At 65.8% G+C, this 21,719-nt stretch carries 21 protein-coding genes and 1 pseudogene; 4 read left to right on the plus strand and 18 right to left on the minus strand.

Annotation, left to right across the window (positions count from 1 at the left end; translation table 11 throughout):
* Positions 1 to 15: 15 nt before the first annotated feature.
* The 4 genes and pseudogenes from DFR29_RS25515 to DFR29_RS25530 all read right to left on the minus strand — a co-directional run.
* Positions 16 to 666, minus strand: coding sequence for a methyltransferase family protein (locus DFR29_RS25515; protein WP_133821474.1), 651 nt, complete (start codon positions 664 to 666; stop codon positions 16 to 18).
* Positions 663 to 959 carry a DUF2933 domain-containing protein gene (locus tag DFR29_RS25520; protein ID WP_133821475.1) on the minus strand — a complete coding sequence of 99 codons (297 nt, stop codon included), beginning with the start codon at positions 957 to 959 and terminating at the stop codon, positions 663 to 665. Before DFR29_RS25520 ends, DFR29_RS25515 begins: the two co-directional genes overlap by 4 nt.
* A 25-nt stretch (positions 960 to 984) precedes the next feature.
* A complete protein-coding gene (locus DFR29_RS25525) occupies positions 985 to 1,245 on the minus strand; it encodes a DUF5676 family membrane protein (protein ID WP_133821476.1) in 261 nt (86 codons plus the stop codon).
* Positions 1,246 to 1,982: 737 nt separating this feature from the next.
* Positions 1,983 to 2,915 (minus strand): annotated as a pseudogene (locus DFR29_RS25530) (tyrosine-type recombinase/integrase); the annotation flags it as partial.
* A gap of 118 nt (positions 2,916 to 3,033) precedes the next feature.
* On the opposite strand from DFR29_RS25530, the gene DFR29_RS29430 reads away from it, so the two are divergent.
* Positions 3,034 to 3,327 (plus strand): hypothetical protein, encoded by a 294-nt coding sequence (locus DFR29_RS29430; RefSeq protein WP_166654334.1) that lies wholly within the window; start codon positions 3,034 to 3,036, stop codon positions 3,325 to 3,327.
* A gap of 28 nt (positions 3,328 to 3,355) precedes the next feature.
* Here DFR29_RS29430 and DFR29_RS25540 read toward each other — a convergent pair whose 3' ends face one another.
* From DFR29_RS25540 to DFR29_RS25550, 3 genes are read right to left on the minus strand one after another with little or no spacing between them, the layout of a single operon-like run.
* A complete protein-coding gene (locus tag DFR29_RS25540) occupies positions 3,356 to 3,835 on the minus strand; it encodes a hypothetical protein (protein WP_133821478.1) in 480 nt (159 codons plus the stop codon).
* 25 nt (positions 3,836 to 3,860) lie between these two features.
* Complete coding sequence (locus tag DFR29_RS25545; RefSeq protein ID WP_133821479.1) at positions 3,861 to 4,973, minus strand: HigA family addiction module antitoxin; 1,113 nt, start codon at positions 4,971 to 4,973, stop codon at positions 3,861 to 3,863.
* 19 nt (positions 4,974 to 4,992) lie between these two features.
* On the minus strand, positions 4,993 to 5,289 hold the full coding sequence (locus DFR29_RS25550; protein ID WP_133821480.1) for a type II toxin-antitoxin system RelE/ParE family toxin: 297 nt from the start codon (positions 5,287 to 5,289) through the stop codon (positions 4,993 to 4,995).
* A gap of 346 nt (positions 5,290 to 5,635) precedes the next feature.
* Between DFR29_RS25550 and DFR29_RS25555 the strand changes: the two genes are divergently transcribed.
* From DFR29_RS25555 to nadE, 3 genes are all read left to right on the plus strand, one after another.
* Positions 5,636 to 6,673: a DNA-binding protein gene (locus tag DFR29_RS25555; RefSeq protein WP_133821481.1), complete on the plus strand. Its 1,038-nt coding sequence runs from the start codon at positions 5,636 to 5,638 to the stop codon at positions 6,671 to 6,673.
* 90 nt (positions 6,674 to 6,763) lie between these two features.
* Positions 6,764 to 6,985 (plus strand): hypothetical protein, encoded by a 222-nt coding sequence (locus DFR29_RS25560; RefSeq protein WP_208113728.1) that lies wholly within the window; start codon positions 6,764 to 6,766, stop codon positions 6,983 to 6,985.
* A gap of 18 nt (positions 6,986 to 7,003) precedes the next feature.
* Positions 7,004 to 7,858, plus strand: coding sequence for an ammonia-dependent NAD(+) synthetase (gene nadE / locus DFR29_RS25565; RefSeq protein ID WP_133821482.1), 855 nt, complete (start codon positions 7,004 to 7,006; stop codon positions 7,856 to 7,858).
* A 201-nt stretch (positions 7,859 to 8,059) separates the two neighbouring features.
* On the opposite strand, the gene DFR29_RS25570 is transcribed toward nadE, so the two are convergent.
* From DFR29_RS25570 to DFR29_RS25620, 11 genes are all read right to left on the minus strand, one after another.
* Positions 8,060 to 9,811, minus strand: a complete 1,752-nt coding sequence (locus DFR29_RS25570) for a copper resistance system multicopper oxidase (protein ID WP_133821483.1) — start codon at positions 9,809 to 9,811, stop codon at positions 8,060 to 8,062.
* A gap of 19 nt (positions 9,812 to 9,830) precedes the next feature.
* Entirely contained in the window at positions 9,831 to 10,349 is a 519-nt protein-coding gene (locus tag DFR29_RS25575; protein ID WP_133821484.1) for a DUF1269 domain-containing protein, read from the minus strand.
* Positions 10,350 to 10,417: 68 nt separating this feature from the next.
* On the minus strand, positions 10,418 to 11,545 hold the full coding sequence (cfa, locus tag DFR29_RS25580; RefSeq protein WP_133821540.1) for a cyclopropane fatty acyl phospholipid synthase: 1,128 nt from the start codon (positions 11,543 to 11,545) through the stop codon (positions 10,418 to 10,420).
* Positions 11,546 to 11,553: 8 nt separating this feature from the next.
* Positions 11,554 to 12,669: an acetate/propionate family kinase gene (locus tag DFR29_RS25585; protein WP_166654335.1), complete on the minus strand. Its 1,116-nt coding sequence runs from the start codon at positions 12,667 to 12,669 to the stop codon at positions 11,554 to 11,556.
* Positions 12,666 to 14,273, minus strand: coding sequence for an ABC1 kinase family protein (locus DFR29_RS25590; protein ID WP_133821485.1), 1,608 nt, complete (start codon positions 14,271 to 14,273; stop codon positions 12,666 to 12,668). The genes DFR29_RS25585 and DFR29_RS25590 overlap by 4 nt, the downstream gene beginning before the upstream one ends.
* Positions 14,270 to 16,732 (minus strand): phosphoketolase family protein, encoded by a 2,463-nt coding sequence (locus DFR29_RS25595; RefSeq protein WP_133821486.1) that lies wholly within the window; start codon positions 16,730 to 16,732, stop codon positions 14,270 to 14,272. The genes DFR29_RS25590 and DFR29_RS25595 overlap by 4 nt, the downstream gene beginning before the upstream one ends.
* A 40-nt stretch (positions 16,733 to 16,772) precedes the next feature.
* The gene (locus DFR29_RS25600) at positions 16,773 to 17,690 is read right to left on the minus strand and encodes a ribose-phosphate diphosphokinase (protein WP_133821487.1); all 918 of its coding nucleotides are present in this window, start codon (positions 17,688 to 17,690) and stop codon (positions 16,773 to 16,775) included.
* Positions 17,687 to 19,198, minus strand: a complete 1,512-nt coding sequence (locus DFR29_RS25605) for a thymidine phosphorylase family protein (RefSeq protein ID WP_133821488.1) — start codon at positions 19,196 to 19,198, stop codon at positions 17,687 to 17,689. Before DFR29_RS25605 ends, DFR29_RS25600 begins: the two co-directional genes overlap by 4 nt.
* Positions 19,195 to 20,586: an MBL fold metallo-hydrolase RNA specificity domain-containing protein gene (locus tag DFR29_RS25610; protein ID WP_133821489.1), complete on the minus strand. Its 1,392-nt coding sequence runs from the start codon at positions 20,584 to 20,586 to the stop codon at positions 19,195 to 19,197. The genes DFR29_RS25605 and DFR29_RS25610 overlap by 4 nt, the downstream gene beginning before the upstream one ends.
* A gap of 122 nt (positions 20,587 to 20,708) precedes the next feature.
* A complete protein-coding gene (locus DFR29_RS25615; RefSeq protein WP_133821490.1) occupies positions 20,709 to 21,110 on the minus strand; it encodes a hypothetical protein in 402 nt (133 codons plus the stop codon).
* A 112-nt stretch (positions 21,111 to 21,222) separates the two neighbouring features.
* A complete protein-coding gene (locus DFR29_RS25620) occupies positions 21,223 to 21,624 on the minus strand; it encodes a hypothetical protein (RefSeq protein WP_133821491.1) in 402 nt (133 codons plus the stop codon).
* Positions 21,625 to 21,719: the final 95 nt, after the last annotated feature.

A 21,719-nucleotide genomic window follows, 5' to 3' on the forward strand; every position in this document is an offset into this window, starting at 1 on the left:
ACGAATCGCGCGCTTTCAGGCAGCCTCTGCCTTCGTTCGCAACGAGGGCAAGAAGCGCGGAGTGTGTTTCGCGTAGACCTCGTATTCGGCGCCGAATCGTTTGCGCATTTCTTCCTCTTCCGTGATCGCGAGTCGCACGTACATGACGACCAGGATCGGGAACATCAGCAACGTAAGCAATGTCGGCCACTGCAGCAGGAAGCCGAACAGGATCAGGACGAAAGCCGCGTACTGCGGGTGACGAATGCGCGCGTAGGGGCCTGCCTTGGCTAGTGCGTTGTGGTGTTGCGCCTGAAACAGGACGCTCCAGGCGTGGGATAACAGGTAGAACCCGAAACCCAGGAATACATAACTCGCGATATGCAGCGGGCCGAAGTGGGGATTGCCCTTTTCGCCCAGCAACGTGGACCACAGATGACCGGCGTCGTGGGACAACAGATCAGTGCCCGGGTAGTGGCTCTGCAGCCAGCCCGACATCAGGTAAATCGTCAGCGGAAAGCCGTACATCTCGACGAAGAGCGCGATGATGAACGCCGAGAATGCGCCAAAGCTCCTCCAGTCGCGCGCCGTCTGCGGCTTGAAGAAGCTGAACGCAAACAGGATGAAGATCGCCGAGTTGAAAATGACCAGCATCCACAATCCGTAGGCGGGGCCATCATGGGTCATGACCGTTCTCCCGTCTTGCTGGGCTTCGGGGCTACCAACGTATCCGAGCCTGATTCGCGACCCGATGGGTGACCATGCTCGCCGCCATGACCCGTGTGACCGTGATGCATAAATACGTGCATCAGTGGACACGCGAGCAACAGCAGGTACGGCAAGGCGCCAAGGAAGTGAGCACGGTGCTCGCTCAATAGGAAATACGTGGCGATGGCTCCAAAAACCAGCAGACCTATCGAGTAGCGCGAGCGCCAGAAGGACCGGGGTTCCGAGCCGTGTTGGGAATGGTTGTGAGTCATTGGCGTTTCCCAGAAACAGAAATGATCAACGTGTCAGTCGGTTGGCGAGCCAGGCATAGAACATGCCGACAAACAGTGCCCAGGTGCTCAGCACGAGCAGCGCCACGACGAAACCCGGCCAAGCAAATGGCCGCGCTCGGACCATGCTGCTGAAATCCATGCCGTGGAACAGGTTGTTCATGAAACTCAGAAATGGGCCGGGCGCCAGAGCCCAGGCCACGGTGCAAAGGCCATAGAACAGCCCGACGGTGATGGCTAGCGTGACGCCTGTGCGAATGGGTGACATGGGGATTCCTCGGCTATTTCACTCTATGGTCTTGCTCTTCACTGATCCACGTTTCTATCGAACTGGGTGTGCCATCAAACGGGCTTTTCATGCGGCGATCGCAACCAATAATCCACATATTAACCTGAAGCAAATGAGCCAGCGCGCGAATCCGGAAGATGGGTGCGACGCGATAGTCAGCCGAGCAAATCCAGACTACTCGTTTCGAGGGTGCTTCAATTGATCCAAATCAACTGCAAAGAGTGGAGTCGAGTCTAGACTTGGATCCAAGGTTCAGTGGCTTCAATTCGAACTCCTTCGCCATCTCGGGAGATGAAAAATCCCACGCCCATCGATGGATAGTCGACAGCCGCCACTCGTAAATTTTGACCCTTGTGCTCCACGGAGAAATCCATACGTATACGCCCAACGTTTGTCTGGATCGTGCCACCAAAAGTCAGGGTGTTCGCTTAGCCGATCGCATCGTTCTGAATGTCCGAAATACGCATTCGGAAGGGGCGAGGTGCACCGCAGGCATCACGCGCCGGACGTCCGCGCAGTCACGGATGTGGGACTGAATGTGGCGTATCTACTCTGACTCGGATCGCGAATCCGTTGTGCGCTCCGCTGGTCGCGCGTCACTCATCGGGTGGCGGGTACGCAGGATGCCTTCGCGTTTTGTGGCCGGGGCTTTTTCGATGCGGCAGATTGCGGCAGCTCGCGAGGCTTCGCTACAGGATTACGTCTTTCGGCATTACTGGAAGCTGTGATTCGATGAGTTGTTGTGCAAAAGCATCTTTCCCGTCGATGTAGCGCATGGCCGAGTGCACGTCTTTCCAACCCACGTACTGCATCAGCGTTTTCACATCCCAGCCGTTGGCGTCGGCCCAACCCGCGAATCCACGGCGCAAGGAATGGCTGCTATAGGTTTCGGGTGAGGCGAGGCCTGCGCGCGAAAGCATGCGTCGAAACAGTGGAATGAGGCTGTTGGCGTGCAATGGATGCTCGGACAGACCACCCCAACGATCGATGCCGCCAAATACGGGGCCCTGCGTGAGGGAAGCTGTCGTCACCCACGCAGCGACTGCCGCTACTGGGCACCAGCGCGATAGCGCGGGCACCTTGTAGGTTCTGCCCGCGTTTTCTCGATCGCCTTTGGTTCGAGCGAGAAAGCACGTCATGCCTTGACCCGGCACCACGTGCAAATGTTCAACGCGCAGCGCCAACAATTCGTCACCGCGAAAGCCGCGCCAGAACCCGAGCAACATCAGCGCACGGTCACGCAGATACCGTAGTTCGCTGGCGCGATCGCCACGAGTCTGGGCGGAATTGCCTGCGTTCTCCAGCCAGTCGGCAACAAGGCCTAGCTGAGTTAGCTGCAGCGGTGGAGCCTGCTTCTCGACGTTGACATGGACAGCCTGGATTCCCTTTAGCACCTTGCGAACGATCGGAGTGCGAGTCGGATCCGCGAAGCCATGATCGGCATGCCATTTTGCCAACGCCGCCAGACGGTGCTTGAGCGTATTGATGGCGAGGTCCCCCGCGTAGTGGGCGAGGTACCGAGCGACGCTATCGGGCGTCGCCGGCAGATGGCCACCCCATTCGATTTCGAAATGGCGTGTGGCCTGTTCATAGCTACGGCGCGTGTTCGGCCGCGTAGCCGCGTCCAAGTACTGATCGAGTTTGGACACGGAGCTGTTCACAGACGCGGTCGTCCTGCTACCGGAAGAATCCGGTGGCAGAGTGTCAGCATCTTGCCCGTGACCTGCGCCATGAGAGATCTCTCGCCGAAGCGTCTAACGCGACTTCTTGCTTTTCTGCGTCAGCACGCTGCCCGCCAAGGTTTTCGGTGCCGGACTGGTGCGCCCATCGTTCAACGCGTTGGCCGCCGTATGTGCGGTCGTGGCTGATGATTGCTTGGTGGTGCGGAATTGCGACAGCGCGCTACCGGCCAACGATTTCGCCGCCTTGCTGGCGCTCGAATCGCGCAGGACCGAGGATGCGATCTTGGTCACCGGTGAGCTGGTCTTCTCATTCTTTGCCATGATCGTTCTCCAATCAGATGGGGGGAATGCGCGAAAAACCGACACGCAACATCGCTAACACGTGCACAAAAGCATTATTTATTCGCCTAGGCGACTTTCTTTACAACCTGCTGCAGTTCCATTACGTCCAACGTGAAATCCAGCGGGATCTGAATGGGGTCGGCGGGACACCGTTTCTCATTGTAGACATTGACGTCCGTCGTTAGCTGCACGCAGTCGCCAACAATTTGCAGGCGCCGCTGACCGAATGATTTGACGAAGTGCGCGTGGGGCGCGTTCGGATCGTCGAGATCCGCCCAAAGCGACAATGTTTGGTTCCCGCGCTTCTGGGGTGCCGCGTGCTTGGCGCGATACCGTCGCCCGTGTCGATCGACCCGATATTCCTCGCGAAATACCTGTGCAATGTCACTGGCGATCGCATCAATGACGGTCTTGATATTGGGCTTATGCAGTCCGTTACGGTATGCCCATTCCGCAACCGCGTGAGGATCGAGCAAGCCGTCCCCACCCATTTCGGCCTGGTAGCGCTCGACGTATTCCTTGACCGCGTTCGTATAGCCAGACATCGCCTTCTCCTCTACTTCTCTACCTCTACACAGCGTGAACCACACCCCAGCCATCCGTCAGCGTCGATGACGTGACTGCCTGGCGCACTTTGACTTGATGCTTTCGGAACAGGTCGTAGCGCCCGAGTCGACGCTGCAGCTGTCCAACCACCAAGCCTGGATGAATGCCAAGCCGCTGGGCAAACAGCAGAACACGGTCCTCCGCAAAAAACGGAGCGACTCGGGCAACAAAATTTCGTATTTCTGCCTGCGAGACGCAAAATTCAGCCGCCTCGGTATTCGCGATGACTTCTTCCTCATTGACCTGGTCCGCTGCCGTGCCTTCGATGTCTTGATCCAGGATGTAACTGCCTTGACCATGACGACGAAGTACGTGTTCCAGCTCATGCCGGAGTACGAACCAAAAATTATCGATACGATCCAAGCGCAGGGTCAACGCGATGACGGGCTGCACGTCCGTGAGCCAAAAACAGGCACCATCGATTTTCGCGCCGGGAATCGGTTCGACAACGACAAAGCGCACCCCACACTCGCCGAGCACGCGAGCCACGTGGCGGGTTTCTTCCGGTGCCGTCAACAGCGCCGACAAGCGAGGCAATGCGTGGCGCAGGGCCGCCTCCGTGTACGGACCTAGCACGAGTTCCGACGCAATCCGGCGAGCCCGGCACAGCCAGGCCAGTTGCAGAACGCTGGGTTGCTCGTGCGTGTTCGTTTTCTTGGCCGCGTGACAGAACGGGATTTCCGCATCCACGCTCTCCACGCCAAAGAAGGCCATGAACTGCTGTTCGAGCACGTCGATACTTTTGGTCGCTTCGATCCAGCCGCGGCGGATCATTTCGCGCACGGGAAACCGTTCGTAGAGTTTTGCCCGACGAGCAATCAGCCCATCGGTCGAACGAACCTTGGAGAGCTGGTATTGGCTCTCCAGGTTCATCCACACCTCCGGCCCGGTACCGAGCGAGTCACCGAGTTGAACCGCCGTCTCCGGCGTAATCGCCTTCTTCCCGGCAATCAGCTCGTTGATCAGTCGGACGGGGCGACCAATAATCTCCGCCAGCTCGGTCTGCGACCACCCGCGAGCTTCCAACTCGTCCCGCAAGAATTCGCCCGGTGGGAAAATTTCAGCAACAGTGTTCATGGGGTCATCCTGGGAAAGGTTAGTGATAATCGATGATGGAAATGATCACGACTGTCTTCCCGTCCTCGGTTTGCTGCAGACGCAAGAGCAACCGCCACTGATCGTTCAACCGCATCGAACATTGACCGTCCCGGTCGCCTCTGAGTTTTTCGTAGTGAAGGGACTTCATGGCGTAAAAAACACGTTCATCAGGTGCCGCACGAATCAGCTGCAGTCGTTTTCGGAAGGCTTTCACGATCGCAGCCTCGTAACCCGCCGTGAACCTCGGGTCTGCCTCAAGCCTCTTGAGCGAGGCGTCTTCGAAGTCCACGTCCATGTCACCGAGCGTAAATCCGTCGCTGATACTTGTCAATGACCCTATTACACTAAGTGTAATAGCAGTCAATCATGATTAAGGGCGCCGATCGGTGTGGCTCTAAGGCGCCGGGTTTTTCCGCTGAAGCAGTGCAATGCGGGGTAAAGGACCCGATCTGGTCGCGTCGCTGGCCAATCGCCATTTCGTACCGAATTCCGACGATTCCGGTCACGGAGCGGTTCTAAGGCGGGATAATTCACCATTATCCTGCGTTGGAAATCTGCCTCAATTCGATCAATTCAGCACATTGAACATTACGTAATTACATAGTATGTAATGCCGTACGAAATACATCGAGGACAAACAGATGGCACGCGGCGGTGTCTACAAGAGCGAGGTCGAGAAGGCGCGCAATGCGCTCCTGGCGCAGGGCAAGCACCCTTCCGTGGACGCGCTACGCGTTGCACTCGGCAACACCGGTTCCAAGACGACGATCCACCGCTACCTGAAGGAGCTGGAAGCGGAAGATGCACAAGGCGTCGGCGGGAAATTCCCGCTGAGCGATGCGCTCGCGGACCTGGTCAGTCGGCTGGCTGGTCAGTTGAATGCGGAAGCCGACGAACGCATCGCCGACGCCCAAGCTCGATGCGACGCCCAGCTGCGCGATTGCACGGCCGCGGTAGAACAGGCCCGACAGGAAAGCGCTACGCTGACGGCGCAGTTGCGCCGCACTGAGGACATGCTGCAGGCCGAGCAGGCCGAGCACAAAGCCGCCCAGGCCAGCCTGGCGGCCGCCACGAACACCATTGGTCAGCTCGAGGAACGAATTGCTGGGCTCTCGGCGCGCTTGAGCGAGCACGAAGCGCACGCGCAGTCGCTGGAACAAAAGCACACGCATGCCCGCGAGGCGCTGGAGCACTATCGAGCTTCGGTGAGGGAACAGCGCGACCAGGACCAGCGCCGGCATGAACATCAGGTGCAGCAGCTGCAGATCGATCTGCGCGAGGCTCGCGATAGCGTCACCAGCAAGAACCAGGAACTGCTGCAGCTCAACCGCGATAACGTCCGTCTCACCGAGCAGGCCGGCCAGCAAGACCGCGACGTGCGGGAGCTTCGCGCGCAAGTACGCCGGCTGGACGAGGAAGTCCAAGCACTACGCCCCCTCCCTCGGGAACTCGACGGACTACAGATCCGCTGGGCAAACGAACAACTGGCCGGCGAAGCACTACGCGCCGACCTGACCGCCGTCCGCGAAGCGTTGGCGCACGAACAGGCATCGCGCCAAGCGGCTGAAACGGCCGCAGCGCTCGCGACCGCACGCGCCCAGGCCTTCGAAGACATGCTCGCCCGGCGCGCGCCGATCTCAACCGATGAGACGCCATCGACGTCGACCCTCGGCTCCTAAACTCGACGCAACCGCTCCAGTCCGAGTTTCTTTGCAGCCTGAAATTCGCCCGTCTACACTGGTCCCACCTCAGATCCTTGGAGCAACGCGATGGCAAAGAAAGATGCCCCCGGCATGCGCGGCCAGCGGTCGCGAAACGACAGCGGTCCTCTGCGCCAGAAACGCGGTGACACCAACGTCAGCACAATCGAAGCACAGTACGGGCGCGACTTCGGCGTGCGTGGTGACATGCACCTAAAGACGCTACTGGAGCGCACCGGTCATGAATCGCTGAACGACCTGATTCAGAGCAACACCGGAAAGAAATCCTAGACGCCGAGGCCCAGCGCCGTGGACACGGACCCGTTCGCTGCACAGCGCGAAATTGCTGCGGCGCTCGACGTCGCTGAGCATTTTGATATCGAGACCGAGTGGCGCTGTCGGGTGGCGTTCCTAGCCGAAGAACTTCAACGCGCCGGTCGAAAATCCCTGGTACTGGGCATCAGCGGCGGCGTGGATTCGTTGACCGCCGGACGGCTGTGCCAGTTGGTGGTCGCCGGGCTTCGGACCCAGGGGTATGACGCGCGCTTCGTCGCCATGCGCTTGCCCTATGGCGAGCAGCGCGACGCGCATGACGCGGAAGCCGCGATCGCCTTCATCGAGCCCGACCAGATCCTGCGCGTCGACATACAACCCGCCGTCGACGCGACGCTGCAGTCGATGATCGACGCCGGCGCATCGTTTGGCGACGCGCACGCCGCGGACCTTATCGCCGGCAACGTGCGAGCCCGTCAGCGCATGATCGTCCAATATGCCGCCGCCAATGCGCTGCACGGCTTGGTCATCGGCACCGATCACGCGGCAGAAGCCGTAATGGGGTTCTTCACTAAACACGGTGATGGCGCCTGTGATCTCGCGCCGTTGACCGGGCTTACCAAACGTCGGGTTCGTGCGCTGGCCGAGCACCTGGGTGCGCCGTTTAACCTGGTGCAGAAGATCCCGACCGCGGACCTCGAGCTCTTGCGTCCGTTGCACCCGGACGAAATGGCTCTGGGTGTCCGCTACGACGCCATCGACGACTTTCTTGAGGGACGGCCGGTGGGACGAGAAGTGGCCGAACGCATCGTGTCGGTATACCGGAACACCGAACATAAGCGGGCGGGCCCCCGAACGCCGCCGAGCCGTCGCGTCAGCTGGGAGGACTGAGCTCGGCTTCATCCGTTCGGAACCTATCCGGCTCAGGAGGAAAGCCTGCTTGCGCACCTTAAGTACGCATTCTGTTCCGTTGCTCCAAAACCCCAGTATCGGCTCATTTCAATTTTCTAACTTACTGTAAGAGAAGGAATTTATTCCTTATTGGAATCTATCGGGGGATGGGCAAAAATAGCCAACCTGTGATTGAGCGCGTCATGCGACCACCACCTCGCGGAACATGCCCGCGGCCATGTGGTAGAGCAGGTGGCAGTGGAAGGCCCAGCGTCCGGGCGCATCGGCCGTCACGGCGAAACTCACACGCTGGGCGGGTTGTACCGAGACCGTGTGCTTGCGCACCTGGAACACGCCCTGCGGCGATTCGAGCTCGCTCCACATCCCGTGCAGGTGCATCGGATGCGCCATGGTCGAATCGTTGACCAGGGTGACCCGCAGGCGCTCATCCTTGCGGAAGTGGATTGGTTTGGCGTCGTTGAGCTTGACGCCGTCGAGCGACCAGATGAAGCGTTCCATGTTGCCGGTCAAATGCAGCTCCAACTCGCGCTGTGGCTCGCGGGCGTCGAGCGAACCACCGATCGTGCGCAGGTCGGCGTAGGTCAGCACACGGCGGCCGTTGGCGCGCAGGCCCGTGCCTGGGTCATCGAGGTTGTCGCGGGGGTAGTCCACCCGCATGTCGGTCGTGGCGCCATACTCTGTGCGCGCATGGCGCGCCCGTGCCGGCCGCTCGACCATCCCATGCCCGGCATGCGGGCCGGCGCCGCCGGCCATGTCGGGCAGGCTGCCCATGGCCGCCATCGCGCCCATCATGTCGATCGGGTCGAGCCAGGCCGGCGACTCCAGCGGCGGCGGTTCAGCGGTCATGCCGGCCCGGGGCGCAAGGGTGCCTCGGGCGAAACCCGTTCGGTCCATCGACTGGGCGTAGATCGAATAGGCGCGCTCATCCGGTAGTTGCACCAGGACGTCGTAGGTTTCCCCCGGACCGATCCGGAACTCATCGACCTCCACCGGCTCGACCGCCTGACCGTCGGTGGCCACGACGGTGAGCTTGAGTCCAGGAATGCGCACGTCGAAGTAGGTCGCGGTACCAGCACCGATGAAGCGCAAGCGCACACGTTCGCCCGGCTGGGCCAAGGCCGTCCAGTTGCCGGCGGGCGAGGCACCGTTCATCAGGTAGGTGTAGGTGGCCGCCGACACATCACTGAAGTCCGTCGGACTCATGCGCGAGCGGTTCCACATGCGCCGTTTTTCGAGGGCAGCAGCCAGTCCCGCGCGCGAGACGTCCGCCAGCAAGTCGCCGACGGTGGGTTGGGCGAAGTTGTAGTAGCCCCCCATCTTCTTGAGGTTCAGGAACACCTGAAGGGGGTCCTCGTCGGTCCAGTCCGCGAGGATCACCGGATAGTCGCGGTCGACCACCACCGGGTCGGCCACGCGCGGTTCGACAATCAACGCGCCATAGAGTCCGGTTTGTTCGTGCAGGGTGTGGGCGTGGTACCAGTAGGTGCCGCTCTGTACCAGAGTGAAGCGGTACGTGAACGTCTCCCCCGGCGCGATGCCGGGGAAGCTGATGCCCGGCACGCCATCCATCTCGGGCGGCAGGATCACACCGTGCCAGTGGATCGCGGTCATCTCCCGCAGTCGGTTGGTGACGCGCAGCGTGACCGTGTCACCTTCGCGCACGCGCAGGACCGGACCGGGCAGACGCCCGTTGACGACCGTGGCGATCCGGGGCGTGCCGGTAAAGTTCACCGGCAACTCGTCGATGACCAGATCAAACGTCGTACCGCTCAGCTGCTCAGGTCCGGCAGGCTGCGCCCAGGCGGCGCGTCCGGGGAGGCCGGATGCGCACACCGCCGCCAAGGCGGTCATGCCCTGGACGAACCGCCGCCGGCCGGAGGACGGCAGGGCGACGGAACCGGCGGGAAGGGAAAGGGGCTTGGGGGGTCGCATCGCGAGGTCTCCTTGTGACTCAGTGGCCGGCGTGGCCGGGCGCCGCGCTCGCCAGGGCCTGCTGCAGGCGCGCCTCGATATCGGCCGGCAGCGAGGTCTTGAGCACACGCCCGCCCGTGCCCTCGAGCTCAGCGATCACCTTGTCGGTGGTCATCGACCGGACGAGCACGAACAAGGCCGAACAGCACGGCTCGACCTCGGCGCTCAATTCGCGGATGAACTCATCGTCGATGCCGTAGTCGCTCTGCCGCGCCGCCAACGCGCCGAGCCCGGCGCCGCCCAAGCCACCCACCGCCAGGCCCAACGGCCCGGCGAAGATGACGCCGACCAACAGGCCCCAAAAGGCCCCGGTCGCGGCGCCCGCCGAGATCAGGTTGATGGACTGCTGCAGATGCAGCTTGCCGTCGGCGTTTCGTCGCACGATCACCGCATCTTCCAGCGCGATCAGGTACTCGCGCTGCAGGTCTTGCAGTCGTGCCAGCGTCTGGGCGGCAGCGTCTTCCTGGTGCTTGTAGATCACGGCAATGAGGGTGTTCATGGAGGGACTCCGGTGAAGTGGGTGGGGGTAACGGACGGGCAGGAACAAGGAAGCCGAGACCACGGGACTCAGCGAGGGGCGACATACCCCCCGCGCACACCGCGGGGGGAGAGCACGAGTTGCCAGAGCTGGGCCTGTCGGACCCGGAACAGGGCCATGCTCGAGGCCAGGTAGAACCGCCACATGCGGCGGAACCGCTCGTCGTAGCGCGCGGGCAGACGGCTCCACCCGGCTTCGATGTTGTCCCGCCACGCTTGCAGGGTGCGGTCGTAGTCGGCGCCGAAGTTGTGCCAGTCCTCCAGCACGAAGCGGCCTTCCAGGGCGGCGGTGATCTGCGCGGCCGAGGGCAGCATCGAGTTGGGGAAGATGTAGCGGTCGATCCAGGGGTCGGTATGGGTGGTGGATCGGTTGGTACCAATCGTGTGCAGCACAATCAGGCCGTCATCTGGCAGGTTGCGGGCCGCAAGCTCGAAATACTGGGCGTAGTTGCGCACGCCAACATGCTCGAACATGCCGATCGAGAAAATCCGATCGACCGGTTCATGGAAGTCGCGGTAGTCCTGCACGCGGATTTCGATGGGCAGCCCCCGGCAGCGCTCCCGGGCATAGGCGGCCTGCTCGCACGAGACCGTCAGCCCGACACCGTGAACGCCGTAGCGCTCGGCCGCGTATCGCAGCGCCTCGCCCCAGCCGCAGCCGATGTCCAGGACCCGCTGGCCGGGCTCGAGCTTGAGCTTGCGGCAGACCAGGTCGAGCTTGGCTTCCTGCGCTTCCTCCAAGTCCTGGGCCTGCCGCCAGTAGCCACAGCTATAGACCATGCGATCGCCCAGCATCACCCGATACAGGTCATTGCCCAGGTCATAGTGCTGCTCGCCCACGATGAAGGCCCGGCGACCGGCCTGGAGGTTGATCAGTCGCGCACGCAGCGCGTCCCAGCGGTCGCGCCAGCCCAGCACCCGGCGGTCCAGGCCGGCGGCGAGCAGCCGTGCCACCAAGCCGTCCAGGTCGGCCGCGTCCCAGGCGCCGTCCATATAAGCCTCACCAAACCCCAGCGAGCCCTGCGCCAGCACGCGGGCAAACAGGCCCGGATCGTGCACCTGCAGATCCCAGGGGCGAGGGCCAGCGAGTTGCGCGTCGGCCGTGGCCAACAAGCGGGCGACCGTCGCCTCGCCGGGGCGGGCGCGGGTCAGTGTCATTTCCGTACTCACGCACGCTCCTCGGCCAGCGCGGCCTCCAGTAATTCGTCTTCTTCATTGACGTGGAACACCCAGGCACTGACCGTGGCGTGGTCGGCATGCACCGCGGGGCCGCCGCGTTGATTGGCTTCGGGGTCAAGCTCGATGCCCATCCAGCGCAGCGGCGCGGCGATCTGGGCGCGTACAGCCGCCGCGCCGGCCCCGATGCCCCCCGAAAAGACGATGGCGTCCACACCGCCCAGGCTCGTGGCCATTGCCGCCATCGCCTGGGCCACGCGCCGCGCGTAGTGCTCGCGGGCGAGCGCGGCAGCCTCCCCGGGATCGGCCTGGAGTTCGCGCATGTCGCCGCTCAACCCGGACAGGCCCTTGAGGCCCGATTCGCGCCACAGCACCTGTTCGATTTCGGGCCAAGGCATCCGCAGGGCGTGGGTCAGGTAGCCAATCACGCCAGGATCCAGGCTGCCCGACCGCGTCGCCATCGGGACGCCATCGAGCGGCGTCAGCCCCATCGTGGTGTCGATGCTGCGCCCATCGTGCACGGCGCACAGGCTCGACCCGCCGCCCAGGTGGGCCATGACGAGCCGCCGATGGGCCAGCGCCGGGGCCTGGGCCTTCAGTTGTCGCCAGGCCGATTGGTAGGCGAGACCATGGAATCCATACCGCATGACGCCGGCGGTATGCAGCCCCTGGGGCAGTGGCAGCCGGCGGGACCACGGCGCCAGATGCGCGTGCCAACTGGTGTCGAAGGCGGCAAACTGGCGGGCTCGCGGCCAGCGTCTTGCGGCTAGTTCCACCAGCGCCAGCGCCGGGGGTTGGTGCAAGGGGGCCATGGGGGCCAGGGCCGTCAGCTCGGCACACTGTGCCGGGGTCAGCACGACCGCACCGGCGCGTCGGCCGCCGTGAACCACCCGGTGCACAATCGCCTGCGGCTGTTGCGCCGCCGCGGGTAGTCGGGTCAACGCGGTGCTGAGCGCCGCGTCAACGTCAGCATCGTCACCCAGGGGAATCGTGACGCGGTGGCTGGCACCGGCCCTCTCGCCATCCCCATCCACGGTGTAGACGGCCACCTTGAGCGTGGCCGACCCCACGTTCATTACCAGCCAGTTGCGGGTCGACGCACTCATAAATGCCCCGACCGCGAAATGGCGCGCACCAGCCGCCAGGACAGCACCAGCGCGGCCGCGAACGCCAGCGCCGAGAGCACCGGCAGATGGCCCCACAGGCGCGGCCCGGCGCCGTGCAGCATTATCACCGACCCGGCCAGGTACAGGCCCAGCGTCACCAGCGCCAGGGCCAGGCGATTGCCGGTGCGCGCCAGCGTCGTTTCCAGCGGCTCCAGGCCGCGATGGTGCAGCGACAGCGCGGGCCGCCCCTCGTCCAGTCGCAGCTGCCGAAGCACCTGCATCGCCACGACCGGCAACTGCTCGGCACCCTTGATCAACTTTTCGTGCAACGGGCGCCCGGTTGACTGCTGTTGCAGCGTCTGCACGATGCGTTCGGCCCGATCCCCCAGAGCCCGCAGAAGGTCCAGCTCCGGATCCAGGGACCGCAGGGTGTTTTCGGCCAGGAACAGCGTGCGCATCAGGACCAACAGATGACGCGGCAGCCGGAAGTGCGCGCCCGCCCCGATCCGCGCCACCCGCCAGATCGCATCTGCCATGGACCATTCGTTCAAGGGCAGGGTGGCCAGGCTGCTGAGGATTTCACTGATGGCGCGGACGTAAGCCTGACGGTCAACCGGACCCGAGATGAACCCCATGGCCACTACGGCGTCGAGTACATCCTGGGGTTCGTTGGCGACCAAGCCCTCAATGAGTTGCGCGAAGGCCATGCGCGCCGCGGGGTCCAGGAAACCGATGGACCCAAAGTCGTGGAAGCACAGACGACCGTCCGGGAGCTCAAACAAGTTGCCGGGATGGGGATCGGCGTGGAACACCCCGGACCCCATCAGCTGGTGCACATAGGCATCGAGCAGCCGTCCGGCCAGCTCGCGCCCACGCGGCGTGCGATTCCGGGACGCGATGGGTGCTCCGTGGCTGAATTCCTGGACGATCACGGCGGCCCCCACCCATGGCTCGACCACGTGGGGCAACGAGAGGTAGGGGAGCGGGTCGAGCGTGTGGGCCAGACGGCGCATGTTGCGCGCTTCCTGGACCATGTCGATCTCCTGCTGCAGGGACTGCCCGAGTTCGTCGACCAGCTCCAGCGGCTGATAGCGCCGCAGACCCGGCACCAGCCACTGGCTGACGCGCACGAAGCGCCGCAGCAGCCGCAGGTCGGCATGCACCTGGGCCACGATGCCAGGCCTTCGCACCTTGACCGCGACCGTGCGCCCGTCCGGCAGCTGGGCCCGATGCACCTGGGCGACCGACGCGGCGGCAAAAGGCACCAGCTCGAACTCGGCGAAGAGTTGGTCCACGGGCTGGCCGAACGCCGATTCGATCGCCGCCACGGCCAAGGCCGACTCGAACGGGGGCACGTGGGCATGTAGCGCTTCCAGTTCCGACAGGTACGGTGCCGGCAACAGGTCCCGCCGCAGGCTCAACCCCTGGCCCAGTTTGACGAAGGTCGTGCCCAAGCCTTCGAGGGTCTCGCGCAGGCGCGCCGGCAGGCTTTCCGGGGCGCGCCGATGGCGCCGCCACCAGGTCCAGCCGAAGCCGCCCAGGGCCACGGCGATCTGCAGGCTGCGGGGCAGGCGCGAGGTAGGCGTTGGCTGAGGGGTGTTCATGCCGGGCGCGTGATCAGGGTCGGGTCGCCGCGGCCGGCCAGGGCGGCTTGCTCGTCGGCGCGCAGTCCGTCATTGAGGGGGCGACCCAGCACTGCCAGCGCCGCCGCCACCGTATGCGCCCAGGTGCAGCCGTTGGCGAACAGCAGCCCGGGCACGTCCAGCGTGCCGCCTTGGTTCACAAAGCCCAGCGCCCGCGTGGTGGCGGGCCCGGTATCGATCCGGCGCAGCGCGCCCAGGTAGGGCTCGGGCCGGGTGTGAGTCACGAACACGCGCGGAATGCCGACCGGGAAGTGACGCAGCACCACCGCATCGGGCAGCACGTAGGCCGCCTCCCGCGCGTCGCGCCCGGTCCGCAGTCGCCCCGGCTCACCGACGTAAATCACCGCCGCAGTGATGCCGGCCTCGTGTAGACGCCGATGCGCCCGCAAAACCTCGCCAAGTTGGTAGCTGCCCGTGGCGGCCAACAATACGGCAGCCGTGTCGGGGTCGCCGTGCAGCAAGAGCAGGCCCTCGTCTGCCAACAGGCGGGCCTGCGCCGGCGTCAGCCGATTCGGGACCTCGCGTTTGGGCACGACCAGCGCCGTGATCGTGCCCAGGGCTTGGATACTGTGGGTAAGGGCCGCCATGGCGCTGTTGCCGTCGGGCGGGAAACACACGCGCGCACCGTCCGCCATTTCGCCGAGCAAGGCCTCGGCCAGGGTCGGGTCCTGATGCGACTGCTCGTTCTTGGCGTTTTCCCAGGTGTGCGAGGTCAGCACGACCGGCACGCCCAGCCAGCCCGGCGACCGACCTGCCTCGCGCTGATGCCGCGCGAAGATGAGTTCCTGGCGAAGGGCCCCGAGCATCTTGGGCGCAAAGGCTTCGTAGGTGACCACGAGGTTGAGCCCGCCCTTGTTGGCCAAGGCCGCGCAGACCACGGCCTCTTCGTTGAGCGCCGTAATCACGGCGCCAGTCCGCGATTCCGCCACTCCTGGCTCGGGGACGTGCACCCGGTGCTTGAGCAGGTCCAAGGTCGTATCGAGCTTGTTGCTGCGCAGCTCGTCGGGATTGCCCACGCGCGGCCGCAGATGGGGATTGGCCTGCACGAGCCGTACGAACTGGCCGTCCAAGGCGGCCATGGGCGATCCCGCGGAACCGGCTTCGGCCCACGCCGGTGTCGGCGCGGCCTGCAAGATGACCTGACGCGCGGCGAGGGCGTGGTCCCGCTCCCGCGGTCGGCCCTGGGCGCCATGCGTGTTGAGGGCCGCGACCGCCGAGAGCAACTCGGCGGCCGGCACATACAGGGGCGCGCAGCCGGCATTGAACTGGTCGCGCGCCGCAGCGTCGCGGTGGGGATTGCCGGACAGGGGCAGGTTGTGAGCGGCGTTCGTGCCGGCACCCGGGAACCCGAAGCCCTTGGGCGCTTCGGCCACGCCGTAACGCAGTGGGATCCGGAAATCGCCCTCGGGATGCAGCGCCGCCGCCTCGGCGCAGGCCTGCAGCCGCGACTCGATCACGTGGATACCCCAGGCAATGCTGGCCGGATCGCGGCCGTCCAGGCCAATGGGCTCGAAGCCATTGAGCCGCAGGTGGCGGTACAGCCAGTCCTCGCCGCCCTGTTGCTCGATCTGGCTGCGTTGCTCGATGCGCCGGCCGTTGAGCACCATGATCGGCGCCACCAGCCCCGAATCGTCGGGGCGCCACCAGCGCGGCGCCCAGTCGCCGCCGCGCTGCTCTTCGAACGCCCCGTCGCTGACGAACGCGACCAACCGCTCCCCGGGCAGCGGCGCGTGCACGTAGTGCAGCTCGGCAAAGCCCAGGTAACCGCCCTCCTGCAGGCCGCCGGCAGTGTGGGCGTTGACGTGCGAGCCCAGCGGCGAGGCCGGGCGGCCCTCCGGGGTGAGTTCGTAGGAGTAGAAGTCGCCGACGAAGCGCGCCAACTGCGGCTCGTCCAGGCCGTAGCGGGCCGCATGCGCCGGGCTCATGTTGTCGACGATCACATTGAGCGCATCGATGGCCGCCACGCAGTGACCCTGTCCCATCATCCAGGCGCGGGTCACCCCGTCGAGTGCATTCATTGCCAGGTAGCCGGTGTAGGCCGGCACCATGTTCAAGGCGCCGCCGGTATGGCCCTCGGGCTGCGGCTTGAAGTCCTCGGCCGCCATCGGGCTGCCGTCCAGCCGGACCCGTCGGGCGTAGGTCATGTGCGCCACCAACCACATGCCGGCGCTGGCCACGCGGTCGGCCGCCCTCAGGCGCCGGTAGCCGGTCGCGGTATCGGGCAGGGCGCCGGTCGCGACCAGTTCCTCGAGCATCGCGCGCACGCGCAGCTGCGTGAGCGGCGTGTGCGCGATGACGCCATAGCCGGCGGCCCAGGCGGCGAAGGCCGGCTCGGCCTGGGCGTAGCGCCGGGCCAACTGGTCCATCCGGTGCTGGTCTATGGCGCTCAGGGCGCTGGCGGGACAGGTCAGGTCGTTCATCGGATCTCCAGGGCACAGGCGGGGGCGAGGGCGGCGCGCATCACAGGGCGGCCAGGGACGGGGTGCGCTCGGCCAGCAGCGCCTCGCAGGCCACGGCCAGGAGCGGCGCCATCGCAATAGCGTTGCAGGCCGGGTGGGCAATGGTGTCGGTGCTGACGACGCGCTGGGCACCCGCGGCCAGCAGGCGTTCGTACGCGTCCTCGGAGAACACCGCGTGGGTGACCAGGCACGTGGCGGCGGGCAAGCCCAACGCCGAAAGATGCTTGAGGGTTTCGATCATCGTGTGGCCCGAGGAAACGATGTCATCGACCACCACCGGCGTGCGGCCGCGGGCGGCAATGGGGTCGGGCAGGCTCACCTGCACGGCGCGATCCCCCTCCCGGATCTTGGCCAGTACCTGGAACGGCACCTGCGCCCGGTCGGCGATGTCGCCAACCCACTGCGCCGACTCGCTGTCCGGGCCAATCAGGATCGCGTCGGGCACGTTGGCCTGCACCCAAGCCGCCATGGCCGGGGCCGCCGCCACATGGCGGGTGGGGATCGAGAACAAGCCGTCCAGGCGCGGGTTGCGGTGCAGGTGCGGATCCACCGTCACCAGCCAGTCGACGCTTTGCTCCAGGAAGCGGGCAAAGATCGGCGCGCTGATCGCTTCGCCGGGATGGAAGCGGGTGTCCTGGCGCATGTAGGGCAGGTACGGGGCGACCAGGCCGACCGAGCGGGCGCCCAGCTCGCGGGCAGTCTCGGCGACCAGGCGCAGCGCCAATGCGACCGAGTCCGCATGCCTCAGTCCGGCCACCAACACCACGTCGGCGCCCTCGAGTTGGGCGTCGAGCGTCACCAGCGATTCGCCGTCAGGGAACCGGCGCCAGCCCACGGGCGCCACGCGAGCCTGCAGGCGCGCCCCCAGCTCGACCGCCAAGGGTTGCAAATCGGGAAAGGGGATCAGGACGCGGCTCATGGGGCCTCCAGGGACAGGATGTCGGGGTGCGCGTGGGCGTAGGCCAGGGCGTAGTCGCGCTCGCCGGGGGACTGGGCGTGCACGGTGTACAGCGGCTGCCCGGCGGCGATGGCATCCCCGATGCGCACGGTGCAGACGACGCCGGCCAAGGCCGCGCCGGGCGCGCCTGCCAGCTTGGCCACCTTGGCCAGGCGCCGGTTGTCGATCGCGGCGATGCGCCCGGCACGGGGGGCCACCACCGGTGCCTGGAAGGGCGCTTCGCCTGGTTCCGTGAAGCCGCCTTGCGCCTCGCAGATAGCCAGGAACTTGGCCCAGGCGCGACCGGAGTCCAGCGCCTGCGTGGCCAAGGCCAGTCCCTGACCGGGCGGTGTGCCGGGCGCGAGCTCGAGCAAGGCGCCGGCGACGGCCAAAGCCCGCGTGCGCAAGTCGGCCGGGGCCTCGGGCGCGCCGCGCAGTACGGCCAGCACATCGCGAGCCTCCAGCGCCGGGCCGATGCCCACGCCGACCGGCTGTCGCCCGTCGGTGCGCAGGACGGCGAGCATCAGCCCCATTGCGGACGCGGTGTCGGTCAGCCGTGCTGCCAGCGCTTGCGCCGCGCCGTCGGACCGTACCTTGGCCGTGGGCCCGACGGGCATGTCGATCAGCACGTGACTCGCGCCGGCGGCGACCTTCTTGGACAGCACGCTGGCAACGAGTTGCCCATCGCTGTCGAAGTCCAGCGGCCGCTCGACCCGGATCAGCACGTCGTCGGCCGGACTCAGGCGCACATTGCCGCCCCAGACGATACAGCCGCCTTCGCGTTCGACCACCCGCCGCATCGCCGCCAGATCCAGCGCCACCGGCGCCATGACTTCCATCGTGTCGGCGGTGCCGGCCGGCGACGTGATCGCCCGCGAGGAGGTTTTGGGGATGCGATGCCCCAGCGCCGCGATGATCGCGACCACGATCGGGGTGGTGCGGTTGCCGGGCAAGCCACCCACGCAGTGCTTGTCCAGCACCGGGCCGCCGCCCCAGTCCAGGGTCTGGCCCACGGCCACCATCGCTCGAGTCAAGGACAGGGTTTCGCCATGGTCCAGGCGTTCGCCGGCGCAGGCGGTCACGAACGCCGCCAGTTCGATGTCCGAAAGCCGGTTGGCGGCCGTATCACGCATCAGGGCCAGGCAATCTGCGTCGCCCAGGCGCGCCCCGAACACCTTGGCCCGCAGGGCCCCGGCCGACGCGGCCGGCTCGGGATGCTGGAAGGTGGCAAACGCCCCCGCGTCGGGCCCGACGGCCGACCAGGCGGCGTCCGAGAGCGCGACCTCGTCGACCGCCAGGTGATCACCCGTCACGACGTTCAGGGTGGCGATCACCTCTCGGTCGCCCACCTGCATCTGCACGCGGGTCAGGGCCGCAAAGCCCTCCGAGCGGCAGACCGGGCAGTCGCGGTGCATGTAGACCACCGGCTGCTGGTAGGTGTCGATGCCGGCGCGCACGACGCGCAGGCGGGTGTGGGCGTGCTCGGTCATGCCGCCGCCTCGCCGCCGAGCGGCACCCGTTCCAGATGCTCAGGGACGCGGCAGTGCCAGCCGAGCTCGCGTTCGATGCGGCCGCGCAGCGCATCGGCCGCATCGGGCTCGCCATGGGTGATGTAGGTCATCTTGGGCGTGACCGGGGCCGGGCGCAGCCAGGCGAGCAACTCCTCGCTGTCGGCGTGGCCGGAGAAGCTCTCCATCGCAATCACTTCGGCATTGATCGGCACCTCCTGCCCGAAGATGCGCAACGACTTCTCGCCGCGCACGAGCGCTGCGCCGCGGGTGCCACCGGCCTGGTAGCCGGCCAGCAGGATCGCGTTGCGCGAGTCCTGGCCAAAGGCCACCAGGTGGTGCAAGACCCGGCCACCGGTGAGCATGCCGCTGGCGGAAATGATGATCATCGGCCCACGCTGCATATTGAGCGCCTTGGACTCCTCCACGGTGCGCACCATGGTCGCGAGCTCATACATGTCCCGGCACTCGGCGTCGGTGACGTGGTGCTCGCCGTGGTGGCGGTGATACAGGTCAGTGGCATTGATCGCCATCGGGCTGTTGAGATAGACCGGGACGCGCGGAATCTCGCCGCGCTGGCGCAGCCGCGCGATATGCAGCATCAGGGCCTGGGCACGGCCGACCGCGAAGGCGGGGATCACGATCACACCGCCGCGGGCCGCGACCCGCTTGATCACCGGCGCGAGCTCCGCCTCGGCGTCGGCGGTGGGATGGCGGCGGTTGCCGTAGGTGGACTCGCACACCAGCACGTCGGCGCCCTCGAACGGCGCGGGGGCCTTCATCAGCGCGTCGCTGGCGCGACCCAGATCGCCGGTGAAATGCAGCCGACGGCCGTCGATGGTGAGCGCAATCTGGGCGGCACCGAGAATATGGCCGGCGGGGATGAAACGGGCGCTGACGCCCGGCGCCAGGGTCTGCGGCTCCAGGAAGGGGCGGCCCTCGAAGCGGGTCAGGCAGGTCATCGCATCCTCCTGCGTGTAGAGGGGGAGTGGATTGGCGTGCTTGGAGTAGCCCTTCTTCTTGGCGTAGCGCGCTTCTTCCTCTTGTAGATGACCGCTGTCGGGCAGCAAGAGCTGGCTGAGGTCGCGGGTGGCCTCGGTGCACAGGATCTTGCCGGTAAAGCCCTGCTTGACCAGGGCCGGGAGATAGCCGGCGTGGTCGAGATGGGCGTGGGTCAGCAGCACGGTGTCGATCGAGGCCGGCGCGACGGGGAACTCGGCCCAGTTGCGCTCGCGCAGCTGCTTGTAGCCCTGGAACAGGCCGCAATCGACCAGGATGCGTTGGCCCGCCGCCTGGACCAGGTAGCGTGAGCCGGTAACGGTGCCGGCGGCGCCGAGGAAGTGCAGGGAGCGTGTTGATGCGGAAGCCATGGGGGTAGTCCTTGAAAGGGAGAGAAGGGGCCGGGTGGACGGCGGTCGGGACGGGGCGCCCGCCGGGAAGCGCCCGACGGGGGCGGTCAGGGCGGGGCCGCGGGGCCGCGAGCGACGGTCGTTCATGGCCGGGGCAACGCGACGGTGTCGTGGATGCCGGGCTTGCCGGTGATGATTTCGGCGGTGGCGTAATGCTCGTCAAACAGCGAGGTGATGCGCACCGTGCCGGACCGTTCCCGGCGGTAGCGCGGACCGGCCTGCGGGTCCGAGCCGGTGACGCGCTGCTGGCGGAACGCGTCGAGCACTTGACCGACCTGGACGGCGCCTTTCTCGCCCACGCACAACACCAAGCGGCCGTGCGGGACCTCCAGGATGTGGCCTCGCATACGCACCGTATGCCGGCACGGATCCTCTGGTCCGCACGCCGTGCTCCCGAGGACGAGCAGCGCGACGAGCGCGGCGCGGGTGGATCGGCGCCAAGGCGTCGGGGCGCGAGGGAACTGAATCCAGGGAAGTAGGGTCATGACGAGACTCCTTGGAGGAAAAGGGCGTGTGTGCGGCACGCCGTTCCGGGGCCACGGGCGGCGCCAGCCGCGGCCCACGGGGTCTGCCAACAATGCCGCCGGCGTCGTTCGCTCATGGCCGGACCAACTCGACGGTGTCGTGGAGACCGGGCTTGCCATCGACGACTTCGGCGACGGCGTAGTGGTCGTCCCTCAACGCGGTGATGCGCACGGTGCCGGTGGGCTGGCGCTGGTAGCGCGAGCCCGCTTGTGGACCCCTGTCCGAGAGGCGCCTATGGCTGATCGCCGCGAATACCTGACCGACACGGGCACCGTCTTTCTCGCCCACGCACAGGATCAAGCCTTCGTGCGTGGACTCCAGGATGTGGCCCCGCATGAGGACCTCATGCCGGTAGGGGTTTTCCGGACCGCAGGCCGTCATCCCCGAGACCAGTAGCACCGCAACGGCGGCGAGGGCACTTCGGCGCCAAGACGCGTGGACGCGATGGCGCCGAAACCACGGGATCAGGATCATGACGGGAAGCCTCGGAAAGAAGGGGCGGTCCGGGACGTGTGCACCCGCGGGCAGGCACCCGCGACAACGCTATCGGCCACGAGGGCCGACCGGCG

It is taken from the genome of Tahibacter aquaticus, from assembly GCF_004363655.1.
GTDB lineage: Bacteria > Pseudomonadota > Gammaproteobacteria > Xanthomonadales > Rhodanobacteraceae > Tahibacter > Tahibacter aquaticus.